This is a genomic window from Devosia sp. (assembly GCF_034675085.1).
Taxonomy (GTDB): domain Bacteria; phylum Pseudomonadota; class Alphaproteobacteria; order Rhizobiales; family Devosiaceae; genus Devosia.
This window is the reverse complement of sequence record NZ_JAUCDN010000010.1, coordinates 1-19390: the sequence shown is the minus strand read 5'-3', so window position 1 is coordinate 19390 and position 19390 is coordinate 1. Positions and strand designations below refer to the sequence as shown.

Genomic DNA, 19390 nt, shown 5'->3' with positions numbered 1-19390 from the left:
GTTTTTGAGTGACATAATGGTCGACACCCGTTTTCATCGCTTCGCCGGCCCGTTTCCGATCGAGCAGATTTTGGCCGGGCTGGGGCGGGGCGACCTGCTGGCACAGCCATCCGAGCTGCTCATCACCGGCGCCGCCGAGCTGGAGCTGGCCGGCGAGGGCGACCTGGCCCTGGCGGCGCATAGCGACTATAGCGAGGATCTGCGCAAGACTGCCGCCAGCGCCGTGCTGGTGACGCCGGCCCTGCGCGATCTGGTGCCGGCGGGGTGCCTGGCCATCGTGCTCGACAAGCCCCATCCGCTCTTTGCCGCCATTCTCGACCAGCTCTATCCCGACGATACGCGCGCCCTGCTCGCGGCCGGCCGTGACGACCTGCCCGAGCCGCTGATCGAGCGCGACGTCATGTTGGGCGCCAATGTCGTCATCGGCCGGGGCGTGGAGATAGGGCGCGGCACCGTCATCGGGGCCAATACGGTCATCGGGGCGGGGGTTACCATCGGGCGCAATTGCGTCATCGGCGCCAATTGCTCTCTCGATTGCGCCCATCTGGGCAATGAGGTGGTGGTGCATCCCGGCGTGCGCATCGGCACGGAAGGCTTCGGCTGGCTCGACCATGGCCGCACCAATCGCAAGGTGCCCCAGCTGGGGCGCGTGCTGGTGCAGGACCGGGTCGAGATCGGCGCCAATTCCACCATCGACCGGGGGGCGCTGGGCGACACCATGATCGGCGAGGGCACCAAGATCGATAATCTGGTGCAGATCGGCCATAATTGCCGCATCGGCCGAAACTGCCTCATCGCCGCCATGAGCGGGCTGGCCGGCTCCACCATCGTCGAGGATTCGGTGCTGATGGGCGGGGGCTCGGGCACGGCCGGGCACATGACCATCGGGCGCGGCTCGGTGGTGCATGGCCGCGCCGCCGTGACCAAGGACTGGCCGGCGGGCAGCAAACTTGCCGGTGCGCCGGCGCAGGATATAAGAGACTTCTGGCGGGAAATCGCCATTATGCGGAAACTTTCCAAGGGGGAGAAGCGGTGATGACCGACAGCGCACCAGCCACCACCGAGCTGACGGCAATGAGCATTGCCGAGATCCTGACCAGCCTGCCTCATCGCTATCCGTTCCTGATGATCGACAAGATCATCGATATCGACCGGGACGAAACCGCCGTCGGCATCAAGAACGTCACCTTCAACGAACCGATCTTCCAGGGCCACTTCCCGGAAAATCCGGTCTTTCCCGGCGTGCTCATCATCGAGGGCATGGCGCAGACGGCCGGCGCCATCGTCATCAAGCACGACTCCACCGGCGGGCGGAAGAATATCGTGCTGATGCTGGGCGTGGACAAGGCCAAGTTCCGCAAGCCGGCCGGCCCCGGCGACACCATCGAATTCCACATCGCCAAGGTGCAGCGCCGCCGCAATGTCGGCCGCTACGAGGCCAAGGCCATAGTTGATGGCACGGTCATCGCCGAAGCCGAAATCACCGCCATGATCGTCGGAGCCGAATCGTGAGCTCTGCCAGCGTCCATCCTACTGCCATCGTCGCTGCGGGCGCGCGCCTGGGCAATGGCGTGAAAATCGGCCCCTATTGCATCGTCGGGGACGAGGTGGTGCTGGGCGATGACGTCGAGCTCATTTCCCATGTCTGCGTCGAAGGGCGCACGGAGATCGGCGCCGGCTCGCAGATCTATCCCTTCGCCTCGGTCGGGCACCGGCCGCAGGACCGCAAATATCACGGCGAATCCTCCCGCCTGGTGATCGGTGAGCGCTGCGTCATCCGCGAGTCGGTGACCATCAATCCGGGCACCGAGGGCGGCGGCATGCTGACCCGGATCGGCAATGACTGCCTGCTGATGGCCTGCGCGCATGTGGCCCATGATTCCATCGTCGGCAACAATGTCATCATGGCCAATTATGTCGGCATCGCCGGCCATTGCCATATCGGGGACAATGTCATTTTCGGCGGCTCGTCGGTCGTTCACCAGTTCACCCGTGTCGGCGCCCATGCCTTTGTCGGTGCTCATTCCATGGTGGATGGCGACGTCATCCCCTATGGCATGGCCGTCGGCAACCGGGCCACGCTGAACGGGCTCAACCTGGTGGGGCTCAAGCGCCGCAAGTTCGACCGCGAGGCCATTCACCGCCTGCGCGCCGCCTATCGGCAGATCTTCGCCAGCGAGGGCACCCTGCGCGAGCGCGTCGAGGATGCGGCCGAACTCTTCAAGAACGACGCGCTGGTGCAGGACGTGGTGGCCTTCATCGCCGCGGCGTCCGACCGTCCGATCCTGCTGCCGCGCAACAGCCACGACAGCGAGTGAGCATGACGGCCGCTGACGGGGACATGGGGGAGCGGCTCAAGCTGTTCATTCTCGCCGGCGAGGCTTCGGGCGACCGCATCGCCGCCGACCTGATCGCCCGCCTGAAGCAGCGCGTGCACCTGGCCTTTATCGGTGTCGGCGGGCACGAAATGGAGGCGCAGGGGCTCAAATCGCTGTTTCCGATGAGCGATTTGGCGGTAATGGGGCTGACCGACGTGCTGTTGCGCCTGCCGCTGCTGCTCTGGCGACTGCGACAGACGGCGCGCGCCATCCGTGCGGCCAATCCCGATATCGTGGTGCTGATCGACTCCCAGGATTTTTCGCGCCTGTTGGCGCAGCGGCTGAAGCGCTTCGGCTACAAGGGCAAGATCTTGCTCTATGTGGCGCCGTCGGTGTGGGTGCGCTCGCCGCAGCGCGCGCCCAGGATCAGGCCGCTTTTCGAGGAAGTGCTGGCGGTGCTGCCCTTCGAGCCGGCGGTGATGGAACGATTGGCAGGGCCGCCTACCAGCTATGTGGGCCACCCGGCCCTGATCGAGCGCCATCGACGCGAGGCGATCGAGAGGGGGCCGCTGGTGCTGCTGCCGGGCAGCCGCTCGGGCGAATTGCGCCGGCACCTGCCGCTGCTGCGCGCCGCCGCCGAGCAACTGGCCGATCACCCCGCCGTCAGTGAAATGGTCATTCCCACCTTGCCCTCGCTCAAGGCGCGGCTGGAGCGGGAAGTGGCCGACTGGCCGGTCAGGGTGCGGGTGCTGGCCGAGCGGACCGAGCGCGCCGCGCTTTATGCCGACGCCGTCATGGCGCTGGCCGTCTCCGGCACGGTGACGCTTGAGCTGGCGCTGGCGCAACTGCCCATGGTGGTGATGTATGTGATGGATGCGCCGCAGGCTCGCGTCTATCGCCAGATCGGCTCGCCGGCCATTTCGCTGCCCAATATCGTGCTGGGCCGGGCGGCGGTGCCCGAACTGGTGATGGCGGCGCCCGACGAGGCCATGGTTATCGCCCAGGCGCGGACGCTGCTGGACGACAGGGCCGCCCGGCAGGCGCAGATCGCAGCCTTTGGGGAGCTCGCGGACCTGATGGAGAATGGCGAGGCGGATCATCCCCGCCAGGACCCGGCGGACCGCGTGCTGGCCCATTGGGCCGGTGCTTAGCGCGCCTTATTCACCCTCGATGTCATTCCGGCGCAAGCCGGAATTCCTGTCTTAGGCTCGCGGCAAATTCGGGATTCTGGGAATCATTGGGATATGGATTCCGGCCTGCGCCGGAATGACACGGGGGGGCGTGTCAGGATGGGCCCCGGCGCGAGGCCGGGGCGACAGCATGGGTGAGCGGCGCTCAGCGCTGGCCGATGGGCTGGTAGTCGCGGGCGGGGGAGCCGTTGTAGAGCTGGCGGGGGCGGCCGATCTTCTTTTGCGGGTCGCCGATCATTTCCTTCCACTGGCTGATCCAGCCCACGGTGCGGGCCACGGCGAACAGCACGGTGAACATCGAGGTGGGGAAGCCGATGGCCTCGAGGATGATGCCCGAATAGAAGTCGACATTGGGATAGAGCTTGCGGTCGATGAAATACTGGTCTTCCAGCGCGATCCGCTCCAGCTCCTGCGCCACTTGCAGGGTGGGGTTGTTCTCGACGCCCAGAATGGACAGCACTTCCTTGGCGGTGTGCTGCATCACCTTGGCGCGCGGGTCGAAATTCTTGTAGACGCGGTGCCCGAAGCCCATGAGGCGGAAGGGATCGTTCTTGTCCTTGGCGCGCTCGAGAAATTCGGGAATGCGGTCCACGGTGCCGATCTCGCGCAGCATGTTGAGCGCCGCCTCGTTGGCGCCGCCATGGGCCGGGCCCCACAGGCAGGCCACGCCCGCCGCGATGCAGGCGAAGGGATTGGCGTCGGACGAACCGGACAGGCGCACCGTCGAGGTGGAGGCGTTCTGCTCGTGATCGGCATGGAGGGTGAAGATGAGGTCCATGGCGCGGGCGATGCGCGGATCGACCTTGTATTCCTCGGCCGGCACCGAGAAGCACATATGCAGGAAGTTGGAGGCGTAATCGAGGTCGTTGCGCGGATAGACGAAGGGCTGGCCCACCGAATATTTATAGGCCATGGCCGCCAGCGTCGGGATCTTGGCGATCATGCGGATCGAAGCGATCTCGCGCTGCTCGGGATCGTTGATGTCGGTGGAGTCGTGATAGAAGGCGGCCATGGCGCCGACCACGCCGGTCATGATGGCCATGGGGTGGGCATCGCGCCGGAAGCCGCGATAGAAATACTGCATCTGGTCATGCACCATGGTGTGGCGCGTTACCAATTGCTCGAATTTGGCGAAATCGGTCTTGCTGGGCAATTCGCCATAGAGCAGCAGGTAGCATACTTCGAGGTAGTTGGATTTGTCCGCCAGCTGCTCGATGGGGTAGCCGCGATAGAGCAGTTCGCCCTTGTCGCCGTCGATATAGGTGATGGCGCTGTCGCAGGCGGCGGTGGAGGTGAAGCCCGGATCGTAGGTGAACAGGCCCGTCTTGGCATAGAGCGATCTTATGTCGATCACTTCCGGCCCTACGGAGCCGGCCAGCACCGGAAATTCATGGGTCTGATCCCCGATGACGAGTTTGGCGACTTTGTCGGTCATTGAGCTCTCCTGGCTATGCCGCGCATCCGAACGCATTCTTGGCAGGCCCGGATGGTGGCTACGACGCTTTTGACAGCGCTAGTTGCTGGGGGGAGAGGTATCAGGGTTTGCCCATTGCAAGCAACCGATAGGTAAGTAGCATCCGCCCCTTGCGGGGCGGATTGGCATCCGGGTCAGCCCTTGACCTGATCGCCGAGGCGGGCCATCGAATCTTCGCGACCGATCAGCACCATGACCTCGAAAATCCCCGGAGATACGGTGCGTCCGGTGAGGGCGGCGCGCAGCGGCTGGGCCAGTTTGCCCAGCTTGACACCCCTGGCCTCGGCAAGCTGGCGCATGGATGCATCGATGGCGGGCACTGACCAATCGGCAAGCCCCCCTAACGTTTCGGCAATACCCGCAAGCAGGGTGCGGGCCTCGTCGGTCAGTAGCGCCGCCGCCGCCGCGTCGGGCGCGATGGGGCGGACGGCATAGATGAACTGGGCCAGGTCGATCAGCTCCAGCACCGTCTTGGCGCGCGGCTGCAATTCGGGCAGGGCGGCCAGTACGACATTGTGGTTGGCAAGGAGCCCCTCGAGGTCATGCGCGCGGTTCAGCTCCCGCGCGGTGTCCACCATCACCTTATAGAGATAGGCGGGATCGGCCTCGCGGATATAATGGCCATTGATATTCTCGAGCTTGACGAAATCGAAGCGCGCTGCGCCCTTGTTGAGCGCGTCGAGGCTGAACCATTCCACCATCTGCTCGGTGGAGAAGATCTCGTCGTCGCCATGGCTCCAGCCCAGGCGGGCCAGGTAATTGCGCAGCGCTTCGGGCAGATAGCCCATCTGGCGATAGGCCTCGACGCCCAGCGCGCCGTGGCGCTTGGAGAGCTTGGCGCCATCGGGCCCGTGGATGAGCGGGATATGGGCCATTTCCGGCACGGTCCAGCCCATGGCGTTGTAGATGATGATCTGGCGGGCGGCATTGGTCAGGTGATCGTCGCCGCGGATGATGTGGGTGACACCCATGTCGTGGTCGTCCACCACCACGGCATGCATGTAGGTGGGGGTGCCGTCGGAGCGCAGGATGATGAAGTCGTCGAGGTTTTCGGCCTTGAACACCACCTGGCCCTGCACATGGTCGTTGACGACGATGTCGCCGCTGAGCGGGGCCTTGATGCGGATGACCGGGTTGATGCCCTCGGGCGCCTCGGAGGGGGCGCGGTCGCGCCAATAGCCATTGTAGCGCGGCGGCTTGCCGGCGGCGCGGGCGTCCTCGCGCATCTGGTCGAGCTCGGCGGGCGAGCAATAGCAATAATAGGCGTGGCCCAGCTTCACCAGCTCATGGGCCACCTCGGCATGGCGCGCGGCGCGGGCGAACTGGCTGATCGGCTCGCCGTCCCAGGTAAGGCCCAGCCATTTGAGCCCGTCCACCAGCGCGGTGACGGCGGCCTCGGTGGAGCGCTCACGGTCCGTATCCTCGATGCGCAGCAGCATCTTGCCGCCCTTGTTCTGGGCATAGGCCCAGCTGAACAGGGCCGTGCGGGCGCCCCCGATATGCAGATAGCCGGTGGGCGAGGGAGCGAAACGGGTAACGACCTGGGACATGGCGGCACAATGCTTGGAGAGAGTTGGGGCCGTGTGTAGCATAGAGCCGCACGAGCGCAAGGGCGGGGGTGAGGCCGGTGGGGGCTATGGCGGCCGGGAAGCGCGAGGATGGCCCGTTTCGAGCGCGCCCCACGCGGGGCGCCCGGCCCTCTGCGCGTCTGTCGATCCGGGAGTGGATGGAGGACGCTACCACCGGGCGGCAGCTTTTCGTGCTTTTGCCCTTCCTGATGATCGCCGGCCTGGTGGTCTATGCGGCGCTGCCGGCCGAGCCGCCGGCCTGGGCGCTGGGCGCGGCGGGCGGCGTGATCTTGCTGGTGATGCTGGTTCTGCGGCGCACGGCATGGCTGGGCTGGGCGAGCCTGGCGCTGGCGGCGTGGCTGGGGCTCTGCCTGCTGCCGCTCCACGCCCACTGGTTCGGCACCGCCATGCTCTACCGGCCCGCCTATGGGCTATTCGAGGCGCGGGTGGATGAAATCCTGTCGGCCACCCCGCAGAGCCGGCGACTGGTGATTTCGCAGATCGCGCCGGCGGAGGGATCGCGCGGCGTGCCGATAAGGCGGGCGCGGCTGCTGGCGCCGCCCGAGCCGGTGCTGGCGCCGGGCGACACCATCCGCGCCAATATGCGCTTTGCGCCGGTTCCCGGTCCGGTGCTGCCGGGCACATATGACGGCCAGTTCCACTCCTATTTCGACGGCATCGGCGCCTATGGCAACGTGACCAGCGGCTTCGAGCGCGTCGGGGAGGGGGCGGCGGACGCAACGCGCTTCATCGAAATCATGCGCATGACGATCGGGGCGCGGATCGACGCCGTGCTCGACGGGCCGGCGGCGGCGATCGGGCGCGCCATGGTGATGGGCGACCAGAGCGGCATTACCGACGAAACCCGCGCCGTGATGGCCGCCTCGGGCCTGGCGCATGTCTATTCGATTTCCGGGTTGCACCTGTCCATCGTTGCCGGCGGCGTCTTCTTCCTGCTGCGCTGGCTGCTGGCCGCCATCCCGGCGACCGCAACGCGCTGGCCGGTCAAGAAGGTTGCCGCGGTGGGCGGGCTCGCCGCCGCTTTTTTCTACCTGCTGCTGGCCGGGGGGCTGGGCAATGTGCCGGCGCTGCGCTCGACGCTGATGCTGGGACTGGTGTTCGGCGCCGTGCTGGCCGGGCGGCGGGCGCTGACCATGCGCAATGTGGCGCTGGCGGCCATCGCCATCATCATCATCGATCCGGCCAGTATTTTCCGGCCCAGCTTCCAGCTCTCCTTTGCCGCCGTGATCGCCCTGATCGGCATTTATGAAATGCCCCGGCCGGTGCGCGACCGACAGGCGGGATTCGTCTCGCGCATGGCGCGCACCGTGTGGGCCACCGCGCTGACCAGCTTCATCGCCGGGGCGGCGACGCTGTTGTTCTCGGCCTATCATTTCCAGCAGACCGCGCCGTTGGGCGTGCTCGGCAATGTGCTGGCGCTGCCGGTGGTGAGCCTGGTCATCATGCCCTTCGCCGTGCTTTCGGTGCTGGCCATGCCCTTTGGCGCGGAGGCGCCCTTTGTCATCGTCATGGGCTGGGGCATCGAGCGCATGATGGACGTGGCCGAGCTCGTGGCCGGCTGGAGCCAGGGCCTGATCGGTAACCCATTGCTGACCGGTTGGGCGCTGCTGATCGGGCTGGCCGCGCTGGGCATCTTCGCCGCCGTGACCCATTGGGCGAGGCTGGTCGCCCCCGTGCTGGCCATTCCGCTGGTGCTGGCCTTCGGGCTCGACCAGAGGCCGGATCTGCTGATCGCCGACAGCACCCAGGCCGTGGCGCTGCGCGAGGACACCGGCTTGGCGCTGGTGACGGGGCGTCCCGGCAGCTTTGCCGTCAATGCCTGGGCGCAGCACTACCAGGAAAAGATTGCGCCAAAGGCGGATTCCGCCCGCTGCGACAGTATAGCCTGCGTGGCGCAGACCGGGGATTTCTCGATTTCGATCATCCGCAACGCGGCGGCTTTCGCCGAGGATTGCGGGCGACACGCGCTGATCGTGGCGCGCGTTCCGGCGCCGGCAACCTGCCGAGGCGGGCAGGTGGTCGATGGGGTAGCGCTGGCCCGGCTCGGCGTCCACTGGCTGCGCTGGGAGGAGGAGGCGGGGCGGTTCGAAATCCGCACCGCCATTCCCGATGTCAGCCGGCCGTGGCGAGTCTGGCCACGGTGACGCCGGCCCCCGGCATGTCGGGGCCGCCCAGGACATAGTCGGCCTCGTCGGCAGCGGGGGTGAGCAGGGCATTGCCGGCGCCGTAATTGACGTAGATGCGCAGGCCATCGCGGGTGCGGCAGCGCACGCCGGCGGGCAGGGCCAGAGTTGGTAAATCCGCCTCGGCGATGAGATGGTCGACCACGCGCTGGATCAGCGCCTTGCTGCCGCTGGCGCCCAGATAATAGAGCTTGCCCTGATGCAGCAGCACCGGCCAGCCTTCTGCGTCCTCGATGACCACCTGGGCGCGGGTTTCGATGCGCTCGCGCCAGTGATGCACCGTGCCGCTGCCCCTGACCTCGACTTCCAGCGCCGGATCGGTGCTGTCGACGCGGATGACCTTCACGTCGAGCAGGTTGCTCGGCAGGTCCGGCCCCAGCCGGGGCGGAATGGCGAAATCCTGGGTCTTGGAGCCGGTGCGCGGGCCGATGAGCACATGGCCGTCGAAGTCGGCCAGGGCGGCGCGCAGGGCGTCGTTCCAGGCAAAGAGCGCCGGAATGGCGACGATATCGTAGCCGGCCAAGCTCTGCGTCGAGGGGGGCAGGATGTCGATATCCACGCCATGCTTGCGGAAGGCGGCGTAGAGGGCGCGCACATGGGCGCCGTGGCTGAAGCCCTTGGCCTGGGGCTGGATGTCCCAGGCCCATTCGCTCTGATAGTCGTAGACAAGGGCGACGCGCGCCTTGCCGGCGACGCCGCCCAGCTTCAGCGCCTTAATTTCGGCGGCCACCTGCTGGGCCTCGTGATAAGCGGGGGCCGGGGCGCTGTCGGGTTGCAACAGGCCCGCATGCATCTGCTCCTGGGCGAAGGGGGCCTGGCGCCAGCGGAAATAGGAGACCACCTCGGCGCCATGGGCGAAGGCCTCCCAGGCCCAGAGGCGGGCCATGCCGGGCAGGGGATCGGGGTTGAAATCGGCCCAGTTCACCGGGCCGGGCTGCTGCTCCATGATCCACATGCGCCCATGGCCGACGCTGCGATAGAGATCGTGGTGGAAGGCGGCATTGTCGGGATCGCCCTGGCGCAGATAGAGGCGCTTGACCTCCTCCGGCTCGTTGCTGGTGGCCAGATGGCCGAGCGGATAGGAATCCCAGCTCGCCACGTCCAGCGTCTCGGCCACGTCGAAATGGTCGAATTCGGTGTAGCGCGACATGAAATTGTGGATGACCGGCAGGTCGGGCCGGCGCGCCTTGAGGATGTCGTATTGCACCTTGTTGAAGGCGGCGACCTGAGCGGAAGAATAGCGGCGGAAATCGAGATCATGCGCCGGGGCGGCCTCAGCGACGAGCAGATTGGGCAGTTCGACCTGATCGAAGCGGTCATATTCCATCGACCAGAAGACATTGCCCCAGGCGGCGTTGAGCGCGTCGATGGTGCCGTATTTTTCGGCCAGCCAGCGCTGGAAGCCGTCGCGGGCGGCGGGCGAATAGGAATAGGTGGTGCCATGGCAGCCATATTCATTGTCGGTCTGCCAGCCGGCCAGCGCCGGATGATCGCCCAGCGCCTCGGCGATGAGCCGGGTGATGCGGGCGGCCTCCTCGCGATAAGGCAGGTGGGAGAAATCGTAATGGCGGCGCGAACCGAAGCCCTTGCGGCGGCCTTCCCGGTCCACGGCCAGCATGTCGGGATGCTTATCCACCATCCAGCGCGGCGGGGTGGCGGTGGGGGTGCCGAAGATGATTTTGAGGCCGTGGCGCCCCAGCACGTCCATGGCGCGGCGGGCCCAGGAAAAATCGAGCTGGCCGGGCCTAGGCTCCAGCCGCGACCAGGAAAATTCCCCGATGCGTACCCATTTTATGCCGATCTCGGCCATGCGGGCGGCGTCGCGCTCCCACCAGTCTTCGGGCCAGTGTTCGGGGTAGTAGCAGACGCCGAGGGCGGGGCTGGTCATGAGCGTGGTCTCAAAGGCTGACGCGGGCCTCGGGCAGGCCGGCAATGTCGAGATCGATGGCGAAGAGCCCCCCGGCGATTTTTTCGGCGGCCAGCTGGTCGGGGCTCATATTCTTGTTGGCGGTGGTGATGAACAGCGTCTTGAGGTCGGCTCCGCCAAAGGCGGGGCAGGTGACCTGGCTCACCGGCAGTTCGACGACACGGTCGACCGACCCGTCGGGCGCGTGGCGCACGACGCAGCTGCCGCCCCAGCGGGCATTCCAGAGATAGCCCTGTGCATCGACGACGGCGCCATCGGGATAGCCCGGCCCGTCCGAGACGTCGGCAAAGAGCTGCCAGTCGCCCACGGGCAGGCCCGTTTCAGGATCGGTCTCGACCTTGAGGATGCGTCTTGTGGGGGTGTCCGTCCAATAGGCGATGCGCCCATCGGGGGAGAAACAGGTGGCGTTGGGAATGGCCACCTCGGTCTTGAGCGTGGTGAGCTGCCCATGGCGATAATGGTAGAGCGCGCCCAGCGGGGCTTCGGCGGAGCCTTTGTCCATGGTGCCGATCCAGAAGGCGCCCGAGGGATGCACACGGCTGTCATTGGTGCGGGTGGCGGGCTTGTCGGCCTCGATGGCATGGACCGGCGCCAACCCGCCCGTGGCGATCTGGAAGCCCTTGAGGCCGGTTTCGGTGGCCAGGAGCAGCGTCTCGTCATCGACGATGGCGGCGGCGGCCACGATCTCGTTGAAGAGCCATTGATCGACGAGGCTCCCATCGGCGCGCACGGCGTAGAGCGTTTCGGCATTGATGTCGAAGAAGAACAGCTCCTGCCGGCCCGGATGCCAGATCGGGCCTTCTCCCAGAGCGCATTGGCAATCGAAGATGAGGCGGGCGGTCTGGTTCATGCGGCTATCCCTGCATCATAGGATTTAACCGCGGCGGCGGCGCGTACAGACACCGCCTCCGCGTCCATGCCGGGCTTGTAGATATAGGTGCCCAGCCCGAAGCCGGCGCAGCCGGCGGCGAAGAAGTCGGAGAAATTGTCGGGATTGGCCCCGCCCACGGCATAGAGCGGCAGCGCGGGCGGCAGCACCGCCTTGATGGCCTTGATGCCCTTGGCGCCCAGCACTTCGGCGGGGAAGAATTTGAGGCCCGTTGCCCCGGCGCGAATGGCGCTGAAGGCATCGGTGGGCGTGAAGACGCCCGGATAGGAGCGCAGGCCGCGCTCGATGGTGCGCTCGATTACCGCCGCATTGGTATCGGGCGAAACGATGAAGCTGCCGCCGGCGCGGACGACCGCCTCCACATCGTCCACCGAGAGCACGGTGCCGGCGCCGATGGCGGCCTTGTCGCCGAGCTTTTTAGCGGCGTCCGCAATGCTGGTCAGCGCGTCGGGCGAATTGAGCGGCACCTCGATCATGGTGATGCCCGCCGCGATCAATGCCTCGCAGACGCCGATGATTTCCGGCGGGGTGATGCCGCGCAGGATGGCGATGATGTGACGATGCTCCATGAGACTACTCCGCTTCAGGCTGCGTGGCTGCGCGCGGCCTTGAGGCCCGCCAGCACGATGGTGGCCGCGTCCTGCGACTCGCCCTTGATTCCGATCATCCCCAGCACCTGCGCATAGAGCGCGCAGAGCCCCGCCGAGCCGATAAGGGGAACCGGCGCGTTACCGATCAGGTGCCGGTTGCTGCCGATTTCGGTGCCGATAAGCAGGCCCGAAAGATAGCCCGCGCACCAATCCGGCTGGCGATCGGCGATCAGCGAGGCGGCGCGCACGGTGAACAGCGTGCCCAGCAGGCTTTCGGGCCGCTCCAGCCCGTCGGCGGCGCCGGCGGCGAAGCCCTCAGCTCGGCCGGGGCCCTCCAGGTCGCCATTCAGGGAGTGGCGCAGCACCGAATGGCTGCGCAGCGTCTCGAAGATTTCGCCGGTCATGGCGGTGGAGAAATCGAGAATGCGGGTGCCTTCGAGCCGGGCCCATTTCGAATGCGTGCCCGGCATGCAGACGACGCCGGAAAAGCCCGGGTTTTCAGCCGCCAGCCCCAGCAACTGGGTTTCCTCGCCGCGCATGACATTGGGGGCGGGGGCGTGCTGGCAGACGCCGGGCAGGATGGCCGGCGCAAAGCGCCTGTCTTCCATTTCGGGGCGCACCGCACCATCCAGCAGCCGGGCGAGATCGGCCGGCGCTTCCATATAGGAGGCCTCGAGCCAGCCCTGGCGGGCGCCGGCCATGCCGCAGACCAGAATGTCGAGCGGCCCTGCGCGGGCGGGCGTCACATCGGCCAGCAATTCGGCCAGTGCCGGGGCAAATTCGGGGCGGGTCAGCCGCCCCATGCCCTTGGGCGAGACCCGTTCGAAGGCCACGCTGCCATCGGGGGCGAGGCCCCAGGCGCGCAGATTCGAGGTTCCCCAGTCGACCCCGACCCAATCGGCTAGCATGCTCATCATTTCTCCCCGTCGCGGCCGGCGCGCCGCGGCGCGAACCTAATGCGTACGGGCCGGTTCAGCCAGCCCGTTTTTGCCCCACACCAACCTCAATCGCGCCCGGCGGTCCCCTCGTTTGGTAAGGTTTTCAGAGCGTTGCGGAAGATTGCCGGCGGAAAGCGCCTGCGGCAATTTAATTGTATGATTTTTTGTTTGCTTGACACGAAGCCGTGCTAGAACCGATGCCAATACGGGCGCGGCGTCGCGCCCGCGATCCCAGAGGACATGACGATGACGGCCACTAAACTGCGTTCACGCGCCTGGTTCGACAATCCGGAGAACCCGGATATGACCGCGCTCTATCTCGAGCGCTACATGAATTTCGGCGTTTCGCGCGAGGAGCTGCAATCGGGTAAGCCGATCATCGGCATCGCCCAGACCGGCTCGGACCTCAGCCCCTGCAACCGCCACCATATCGTGCTGGCCGAGCGGGTGCGCGAAGGCATTCGCGAGGCGGGCGGCATCGCCATCGAATTTCCCGTCCACCCCATCCAGGAGACCGGCAAGCGCCCCACCGCCGGGCTCGACCGGAACCTGGCCTATCTGGGGCTGGTGGAAGTGCTTTACGGCTATCCGCTGGACGGGGTGGTGCTGACCATCGGCTGCGACAAGACCACTCCGGCCATGCTGATGGGCGCGGCTACGGTGAATATTCCGGCTATCGCGCTGTCGGTGGGCCCCATGCTCAATGGCTGGCACAAGGGCGAGCGCACCGGCTCGGGCACCATTGTGTGGAAGGCGCGCCAGATGATGGCGGCGGGTGAGATCGACTATCCGCAATTCATCGAGCTGGTGGCGTCCTCGGCGCCCTCGACGGGCTATTGCAACACCATGGGCACAGCCACGACGATGAACTCGCTGGCCGAATCGCTGGGAATGCAGCTTCCCGGCTCTGCAGCCATCCCGGCGCCCTATCGCGACCGCCAGGAAATGGCCTATCGCACCGGCATGCGCATCGTGGAGATGGTGCATGAGGATTTGAAGCCCTCCGACGTCCTGACCAAGGACAATTTCATCAACACCATCGTGGTCAATTCCGCCATTGGCGGCTCGACCAACGCGCCCATCCACATCGCCGCCATCGCCAAGCATATCGGGGTCGACATTGAGCTGGACGAGTGGCAGGAGCATGGCCACAAGGTGCCGCTGCTGGTCAATCTGCAGCCGGCGGGCGAATATCTGGGCGAGGATTATTACCATGCAGGGGGCGTGCCCGCCGTGGTCAATGAATTGATGAAGCAGGGGCTGATCCGCGAGAACGCCCCCACCGTCAATGGCAAGAGCATCGGCGAGAACTGCCGCAACACGCCGATCCAGGACGAGAAGGTGATCCGGCCCTTCGGCAATCCGCTCAAGGCGGAGGCCGGGTTCCTGGTGCTGCGCGGCAATCTCTTCGACAATGCCATCATGAAGACCAGCGTGATCTCCCCGGAATTCCGCGAGCGCTATCTCAACAATCCAGCCCATCCCGGCATGTTCCAGGGCAAGGCCGTGGTGTTCGACGGCCCCGAGGACTACCACCACCGGATCGACGATCCGGCGCTGGAGATCGACGAGAACACGCTGCTGTTCATGCGCGGCGCCGGCCCGGTGGGCTATCCGGGCGCAGCCGAGGTGGTGAACATGCGGCCGCCCGACTATCTCATCAAGAAGGGCATCACCGCGCTGGCCTGCATCGGGGACGGGCGCCAGTCGGGCACGTCGGGCTCGCCCTCCATCCTCAACGCCTCGCCCGAGGCGGCGGCAGGCGGCAATCTCGCCATCCTGCGCACCGGCGACGTGGTGCGGATCGACCTCAACACCGGACGGGCCGACATCCTGATTTCCGAGGCGGAAATCGCCGAGCGCCGCGCCGCGCTCGAAGCGGCTGGGGGCTATAAATATCCCGCCCACCAGACGCCCTGGCAGGAAATCCAGCGCGGTATCACCGGCCAACTCGGGGAAGGCGCCATTCTCAAGCCGGCGGAAAAATACCAGCGCATCGCCCAGACTTTCGGGGTGCCGCGCGACAATCACTGAGCGGCGTTTTCCAGCAGTTCCGGCCGGCCCCGAGACATCGGGGCCGGTTTGCTTTTGAGGCGACCCCGGCGAGGCTGAACCTCGGGTTGGAGGGTGCGCAAAAGGTGAGGCCTTCGCCTCGCCGGGGGGACAGGCCAGCGTTCCATCCATTCGGCCTCCGCGTGCATTCCTGCCCGCGAGGATCGGCTGGGCGCGAGGCCGGCGCTGTCACCGGACCCGCCACCCGGAGCGGACGCATACAGCCGCCGCCCCGGCGACCCGCAGCCCGGCTTATGGGTCTGCGGCAGAAAGAATGACCTCAGGCACGGGCGACCCCGCGCCACCTGCCGCCGCTTCCCGATCACTCGTCATGACCGCGTCTCAGGAGGCGACGGGGAAAGCATAGGGCGAGGAAGTGGCTGGGGGATAAGTTTTTGCGGGGGGCTGCGTTGCTGCGGGGGCGGGCCGCGATCTGAAGGGCGGGGATAGATGCGGATATGGATTCCAGCCTGCGCCGGAATGACATCGGGGGCGGGGTGGGTTTCGGGCCATTGGTCGGCTCGGAATGCTTGGCCGCTGATATCATCCGTTGTCGCCCCGGCCTAGCCGGGGCCTATCCTGACATGGTGCCGGTGGATTCGCCTCGGGATGGATCCCGGCTCAAGGCCGGGACGACATCGGGGTGGGGCGGGCGTGGCGCACCGGCAAAAGGCCTCAATATTTGCGCAGCAGGCCCACCAGGCGGCCCTGCACCTTGACCCGGTCGGGGGGGAAGATGCGGGTTTCGTAGGCGGGATTGGCGGCTTCGAGGGCGACCGTGTTGCCCTTGCGGCGCAGGCGCTTGAGGGTGGCCTCCTCATCGTCCACTAGGGCGACGATGATCTCGCCGGTGGAAGCGGTGTCCTGCTTCTTGATGAGCACGGTGTCGCCATCGAAAATGCCGGCATCGACCATGGAATCGCCGCGCACTTCCAGCGCGTAGTGCTCGCCTCCGCCCAGCATTTCGGGTGGCACCATGATGGTGTGCGAATGGGTCTGGATGGCCTCGATGGGCGTGCCGGCGGCGATGCGGCCCATGACGGGGACGGAAACGGGGCGAACATAATCCTCGTCGGTGCCGCCGCGCGCGGGGGGCGTGGCCACCTTGCCCAGATTGCCCTCGATGACCGAAGGCTCGAAGCGCGCCCGGCGCCCGCCCAGCGATGGGTTCATGGAATCGGGGAGCTTGACCACTTCCAGCGCCCGGGCCCGGTTGGGCAGGCGGCGGATGAAGCCACGCTCCTCCAAAGCGGTAATGAGCCGGTGAATGCCGGATTTGGAAGCCAGATCCAGCGCGTCCTTCATTTCATCGAAGGAGGGCGGAATGCCGCTTTCCTTCATCCGTTCGTGGATGAACATCAGCAGCTCGTGTTGTTTGCGCGTCAGCATGGGCCCCCTCGCGACAGAATCGGAACATAGACGGAACGACTATATGTGTTCCATGTATGTTCCGCAATATGCCGCGCGAAGATCAGAAGGCGTCGATGCGCAGGGCCTCCACCAGGCTGCCGGCGGGCTGGCCGGGGTCGTGCTCGGGCTGGACGATGAGCATGTCGGCCTCGGCCATGGAGGAGGTGTGGCCGCTATCGGTCTGGCCGATGGGGCGCAGGGCCGGTCCCTGCGGGGTCTGCACCAGCCGGGCCCGCATGAAATGGCGCCGCGCGCTATTGGGCGGGGTGGGGGCGAGCAGGGGCAGCCGCCAAACGGGCGGCTCGGCATGGCCCAGCCAGGCGCGCAGGGCCGGCTTGATGAAGACGGCAGCGGTGACCATGGCCGAGACCGGATTGCCGGGCAGGCCGAAGACCAGGGTCTGCCCATGCGTGCCGAACATCAGCGGCTTGCCGGGACGCATATTGATGCGCCAGAAATCAACGGTAACGCCGAGTTCGAGCAGAATGTCCTGGACGATGTCGTGGTCGCCGACGCTGGCGCCCCCGGTGGTGACCACGATATCGGGCCGGGCGGCGAAGATGGCTTCGAGCCTGGCCCTGAGGGCGGCGCGGTCGTCGGGGGCGATGCCGAAATCGTCCACCGTCTCGGCATAGGGCGCGAGCAGGGCGGCCAGCCCCGTGCTGTTGGATGAGACGATCTGGTCGGGCCCCAGCGGCGCGCCGGGCGGGACCAGCTCGTCACCGGTGGCCAGCAGGGCGATGCGGGGGAGGCGGGCAAGCTGGAGGTGGGAAAGATTGGCGGCGGCGGCCACTGAAAGCTGCATGGGCGTCAACCGTTCGCCGGCGGAAACCAGCGTCTGGCCCCGGACAAAATCATTGCCCAGCGGGCGAATGCTGTGGCCGCGCTGCGCGGGGGTGGCAAAGCTCACTCCGGCCTCGGACAGCCGGGCCTCTTCCTGCATGATGACGGTGTCGGCACCCTCGGGCACCGGCGCGCCGGTGAAGATGCGCACCGCCTCGCCCGGCTTCAGCGTGCCGGTGAAGCCGGCACCGGCCTGCGACGTGCCGACAAGGGTGAGCGGAACGCCGGGCCGGACATCCTCGGCGCGCAGAGCGTAGCCGTCCATGGCGCTGGCGGGAAAGGGCGGCTGGTCATGCGCGGCGATGACGGGCGAGAGCAGGACGCGGCCGGCGGCGGCGGAAAGGGGAACCGGCTCGGCCCGGGGCCGGGGAACGCGCCGCAGAATGGCGGCAATCGCCTCTTCGACCGGCAGCAGGCTCATGATCGCTGGAAATCGCCGGATTTCCCGCCCGACTTCTCCAGAACGCAGATATCGGTGACCACCATGCCCCGGTCGAGCGCCTTGGCCATGTCGTAAAGCGTCAGGGCGGCGGTGGAGGCTGCGACCAGGGCCTCCATCTCCACCCCGGTCTGGCCGGTGGTTTCGGCGGTGGCGCGCACCAGCAGGGCCGTTTCGCCATCGGCCTCGATGGCTATGCTCACCTTGGTGAGGGCCAGCGGATGGCAGAGGGGGATGAGATCGGCGGTCTTCTTGGCGGCCATGATGCCGGCGACGCGCGCCACGGCCAGGGCGTCGCCTTTCTTGAGCGCGCCCCCCAGAATGGCGGCAAGGGTTTCGGCCTTGCCCAGAAGACGGGCCTGGGCCACGGCGCGTCGACGCGTAACCGCCTTGTCACCGATATCGACAATGTGGGCCGCGCCGGTCGCGTCGAGATGGGTGAGGCCAGCGCTCATCCGTTTACCGGCTCGCTGACCCCATGGAGCAGGGCGCGCGTGGCGGCGGCGACGTCGGCCTGGCGCATCAGGCTTTCGCCGACCAGGAAGGTGCCGATGCCCGCCTCGCGATGCAGAAGCTCGACATGGTCGTGGCTGAGAATGCCGCTTTCGCTGACCAGAAGGGTTTTGGGAGGAACGCCCCCGGCCAGCCGGATCGAGGTGTCCAGCGTGGTCTCGAAGGTGCGCAGGTTGCGATTGTTGATGCCGATGAATTTGGCATGCAGCGCCAGGGCCCGGTCCAGTTCGAGCTGGTCGTGCACCTCCACCAGCGCATCCATGCCCCATTCCTCGGCGGCGTCGAGCAGATAGCGGGCGGTGTCGTCGCCCACGGCGGCGAGGATGATGAGAATGCAGTCGGCACCCCAGGCGCGCGCCTCGGCCACCTGATAGGTTTCGAACATGAAATCCTTGCGCAGTGCCGGCAGGCCGGTGGCGGCGCGGGCCTCGGCCAGATAGGCCGGGGAACCCTGGAAGCTGGGCTTGTCGGTCAGCACCGAGAGGCAGGCGGCGCCGGCTTCTTCGTAGGCGCGGGCGATCTCGGCGGGGTGGAAATCGGGGCGGATCAGCCCCTTGGAGGGACTGGCCTTTTTCACCTCCGCGATGAGGGCGTAGTCGCCGCGGGCGCGCTTGGCCCGGATCGCCTCGACAAAGCCACGTGGCGGGGGCTGGTCATGCGCCTGGGCGACGATTTCGGCCCAGGGGCGCATGGATTTGGCGGCGGCGATTTCCTCGCGCTTATAGGTTTCGATCTGCTTGAGAATATCGGTCATCGGTCTCCGTTGGAAACCGCCACGAGGCGGGCGAGCGTGGCTTTGGCGGCGCCGCCGTCTATGGCGGCGCGGGCCTGGGCAATGCCGTCCTCGATGGTGGCGGCCTTGTCGGCAACTACCAGCGCGGCCCCTGCATTGAGCAGCACCGTATCACGATAGGCCCCCGGCGCTCCATCGAGCAGGGCGAGGATGGCGGCGGCATTGTCGGCCGGATCGCCTCCCAGCAGCTCGGACGGGTCGGTCAGCTTCAGGCCCACCTCTTCGGGGTGAAGCTCGAAGCT

Annotated in this window: 16 protein-coding genes and 1 pseudogene; 6 read left to right on the top strand and 11 right to left on the bottom strand. The window is 66.7% G+C overall.

Going from position 1 to position 19390, the window contains the following annotated elements:
* The first annotated feature begins 16 nt into the window (after positions 1-16).
* The 4 genes from lpxD to VDP82_RS01610 are packed head-to-tail and all read left to right on the top strand — an operon-like array spanning position 17 to position 3469.
* Entirely contained in the window at positions 17-1036 is a 1020-nt protein-coding gene (gene lpxD / locus VDP82_RS01625; RefSeq protein ID WP_323013087.1) for a UDP-3-O-(3-hydroxymyristoyl)glucosamine N-acyltransferase, read from the top strand.
* Positions 1036-1512, top strand: a complete 477-nt coding sequence (fabZ, locus tag VDP82_RS01620; RefSeq protein ID WP_323013086.1) for a 3-hydroxyacyl-ACP dehydratase FabZ — start codon at positions 1036-1038, stop codon at positions 1510-1512. Before lpxD ends, fabZ begins: the two co-directional genes overlap by 1 nt.
* A complete protein-coding gene (gene lpxA / locus VDP82_RS01615) occupies positions 1509-2318 on the top strand; it encodes an acyl-ACP--UDP-N-acetylglucosamine O-acyltransferase (protein ID WP_323013085.1) in 810 nt (269 codons plus the stop codon). The genes fabZ and lpxA overlap by 4 nt, the downstream gene beginning before the upstream one ends.
* 2 nt (positions 2319-2320) lie before the next feature.
* A complete protein-coding gene (locus VDP82_RS01610; protein ID WP_323013084.1) occupies positions 2321-3469 on the top strand; it encodes a lipid-A-disaccharide synthase in 1149 nt (382 codons plus the stop codon).
* A gap of 184 nt (positions 3470-3653) precedes the next feature.
* Here VDP82_RS01610 and gltA read toward each other — a convergent pair whose 3' ends face one another.
* Positions 3654-4943: a citrate synthase gene (gltA, locus tag VDP82_RS01605; RefSeq protein ID WP_323013083.1), complete on the bottom strand. Its 1290-nt coding sequence runs from the start codon at positions 4941-4943 to the stop codon at positions 3654-3656.
* A gap of 173 nt (positions 4944-5116) precedes the next feature.
* The gene (gene gltX, locus VDP82_RS01600; protein WP_323013082.1) at positions 5117-6532 is read right to left on the bottom strand and encodes a glutamate--tRNA ligase; all 1416 of its coding nucleotides are present in this window, start codon (positions 6530-6532) and stop codon (positions 5117-5119) included.
* A gap of 176 nt (positions 6533-6708) precedes the next feature.
* On the opposite strand from gltX, the gene VDP82_RS01595 reads away from it, so the two are divergent.
* On the top strand, positions 6709-8715 hold the full coding sequence (locus VDP82_RS01595; protein WP_323013081.1) for a ComEC/Rec2 family competence protein: 2007 nt from the start codon (positions 6709-6711) through the stop codon (positions 8713-8715).
* Here VDP82_RS01595 and VDP82_RS01590 read toward each other — a convergent pair.
* From VDP82_RS01590 to VDP82_RS01575, 4 genes are read right to left on the bottom strand one after another with little or no spacing between them, the layout of a single operon-like run.
* Positions 8684-10642, bottom strand: coding sequence for a beta-galactosidase (locus VDP82_RS01590; protein WP_323013080.1), 1959 nt, complete (start codon positions 10640-10642; stop codon positions 8684-8686). The two genes, VDP82_RS01595 and VDP82_RS01590, sit on opposite strands and share 32 nt — an antisense overlap.
* 10 nt (positions 10643-10652) lie before the next feature.
* Entirely contained in the window at positions 10653-11531 is an 879-nt protein-coding gene (locus VDP82_RS01585; protein ID WP_323013079.1) for an SMP-30/gluconolactonase/LRE family protein, read from the bottom strand.
* Entirely contained in the window at positions 11528-12139 is a 612-nt protein-coding gene (locus VDP82_RS01580; protein ID WP_323013078.1) for a 2-dehydro-3-deoxy-6-phosphogalactonate aldolase, read from the bottom strand. Before VDP82_RS01580 ends, VDP82_RS01585 begins: the two co-directional genes overlap by 4 nt.
* Before the next feature lie 14 nt (positions 12140-12153).
* Positions 12154-13074 (bottom strand): 2-dehydro-3-deoxygalactonokinase, encoded by a 921-nt coding sequence (locus tag VDP82_RS01575; RefSeq protein WP_323013077.1) that lies wholly within the window; start codon positions 13072-13074, stop codon positions 12154-12156.
* Between the two features lie 270 nt (positions 13075-13344).
* Here VDP82_RS01575 and VDP82_RS01570 point away from each other — a divergent pair, with 270 nt between their 5' ends.
* Positions 13345-15132, top strand: coding sequence for an IlvD/Edd family dehydratase (locus VDP82_RS01570; RefSeq protein WP_323013076.1), 1788 nt, complete (start codon positions 13345-13347; stop codon positions 15130-15132).
* A 693-nt stretch (positions 15133-15825) separates the two neighbouring features.
* On the opposite strand, the gene lexA is transcribed toward VDP82_RS01570, so the two are convergent.
* The 5 genes and pseudogenes from lexA to VDP82_RS01545 form a co-directional block, all read right to left on the bottom strand.
* Entirely contained in the window at positions 15826-16539 is a 714-nt protein-coding gene (lexA, locus tag VDP82_RS01565) for a transcriptional repressor LexA (RefSeq protein WP_323013075.1), read from the bottom strand.
* A gap of 82 nt (positions 16540-16621) precedes the next feature.
* Positions 16622-17824 (bottom strand): gephyrin-like molybdotransferase Glp, encoded by a 1203-nt coding sequence (gene glp, locus VDP82_RS01560; RefSeq protein WP_323013074.1) that lies wholly within the window; start codon positions 17822-17824, stop codon positions 16622-16624.
* Positions 17821-18297 (bottom strand): cyclic pyranopterin monophosphate synthase MoaC, encoded by a 477-nt coding sequence (moaC, locus tag VDP82_RS01555; RefSeq protein ID WP_323013073.1) that lies wholly within the window; start codon positions 18295-18297, stop codon positions 17821-17823. The genes glp and moaC overlap by 4 nt, the downstream gene beginning before the upstream one ends.
* Complete coding sequence (gene trpC / locus VDP82_RS01550) at positions 18294-19109, bottom strand: indole-3-glycerol phosphate synthase TrpC (protein WP_323013072.1); 816 nt, start codon at positions 19107-19109, stop codon at positions 18294-18296. The genes moaC and trpC overlap by 4 nt, the downstream gene beginning before the upstream one ends.
* Positions 19106-19390 (bottom strand): annotated as a pseudogene (locus VDP82_RS01545) (anthranilate phosphoribosyltransferase); the annotation flags it as partial. The gene trpC and the pseudogene VDP82_RS01545, both read right to left, overlap by 4 nt.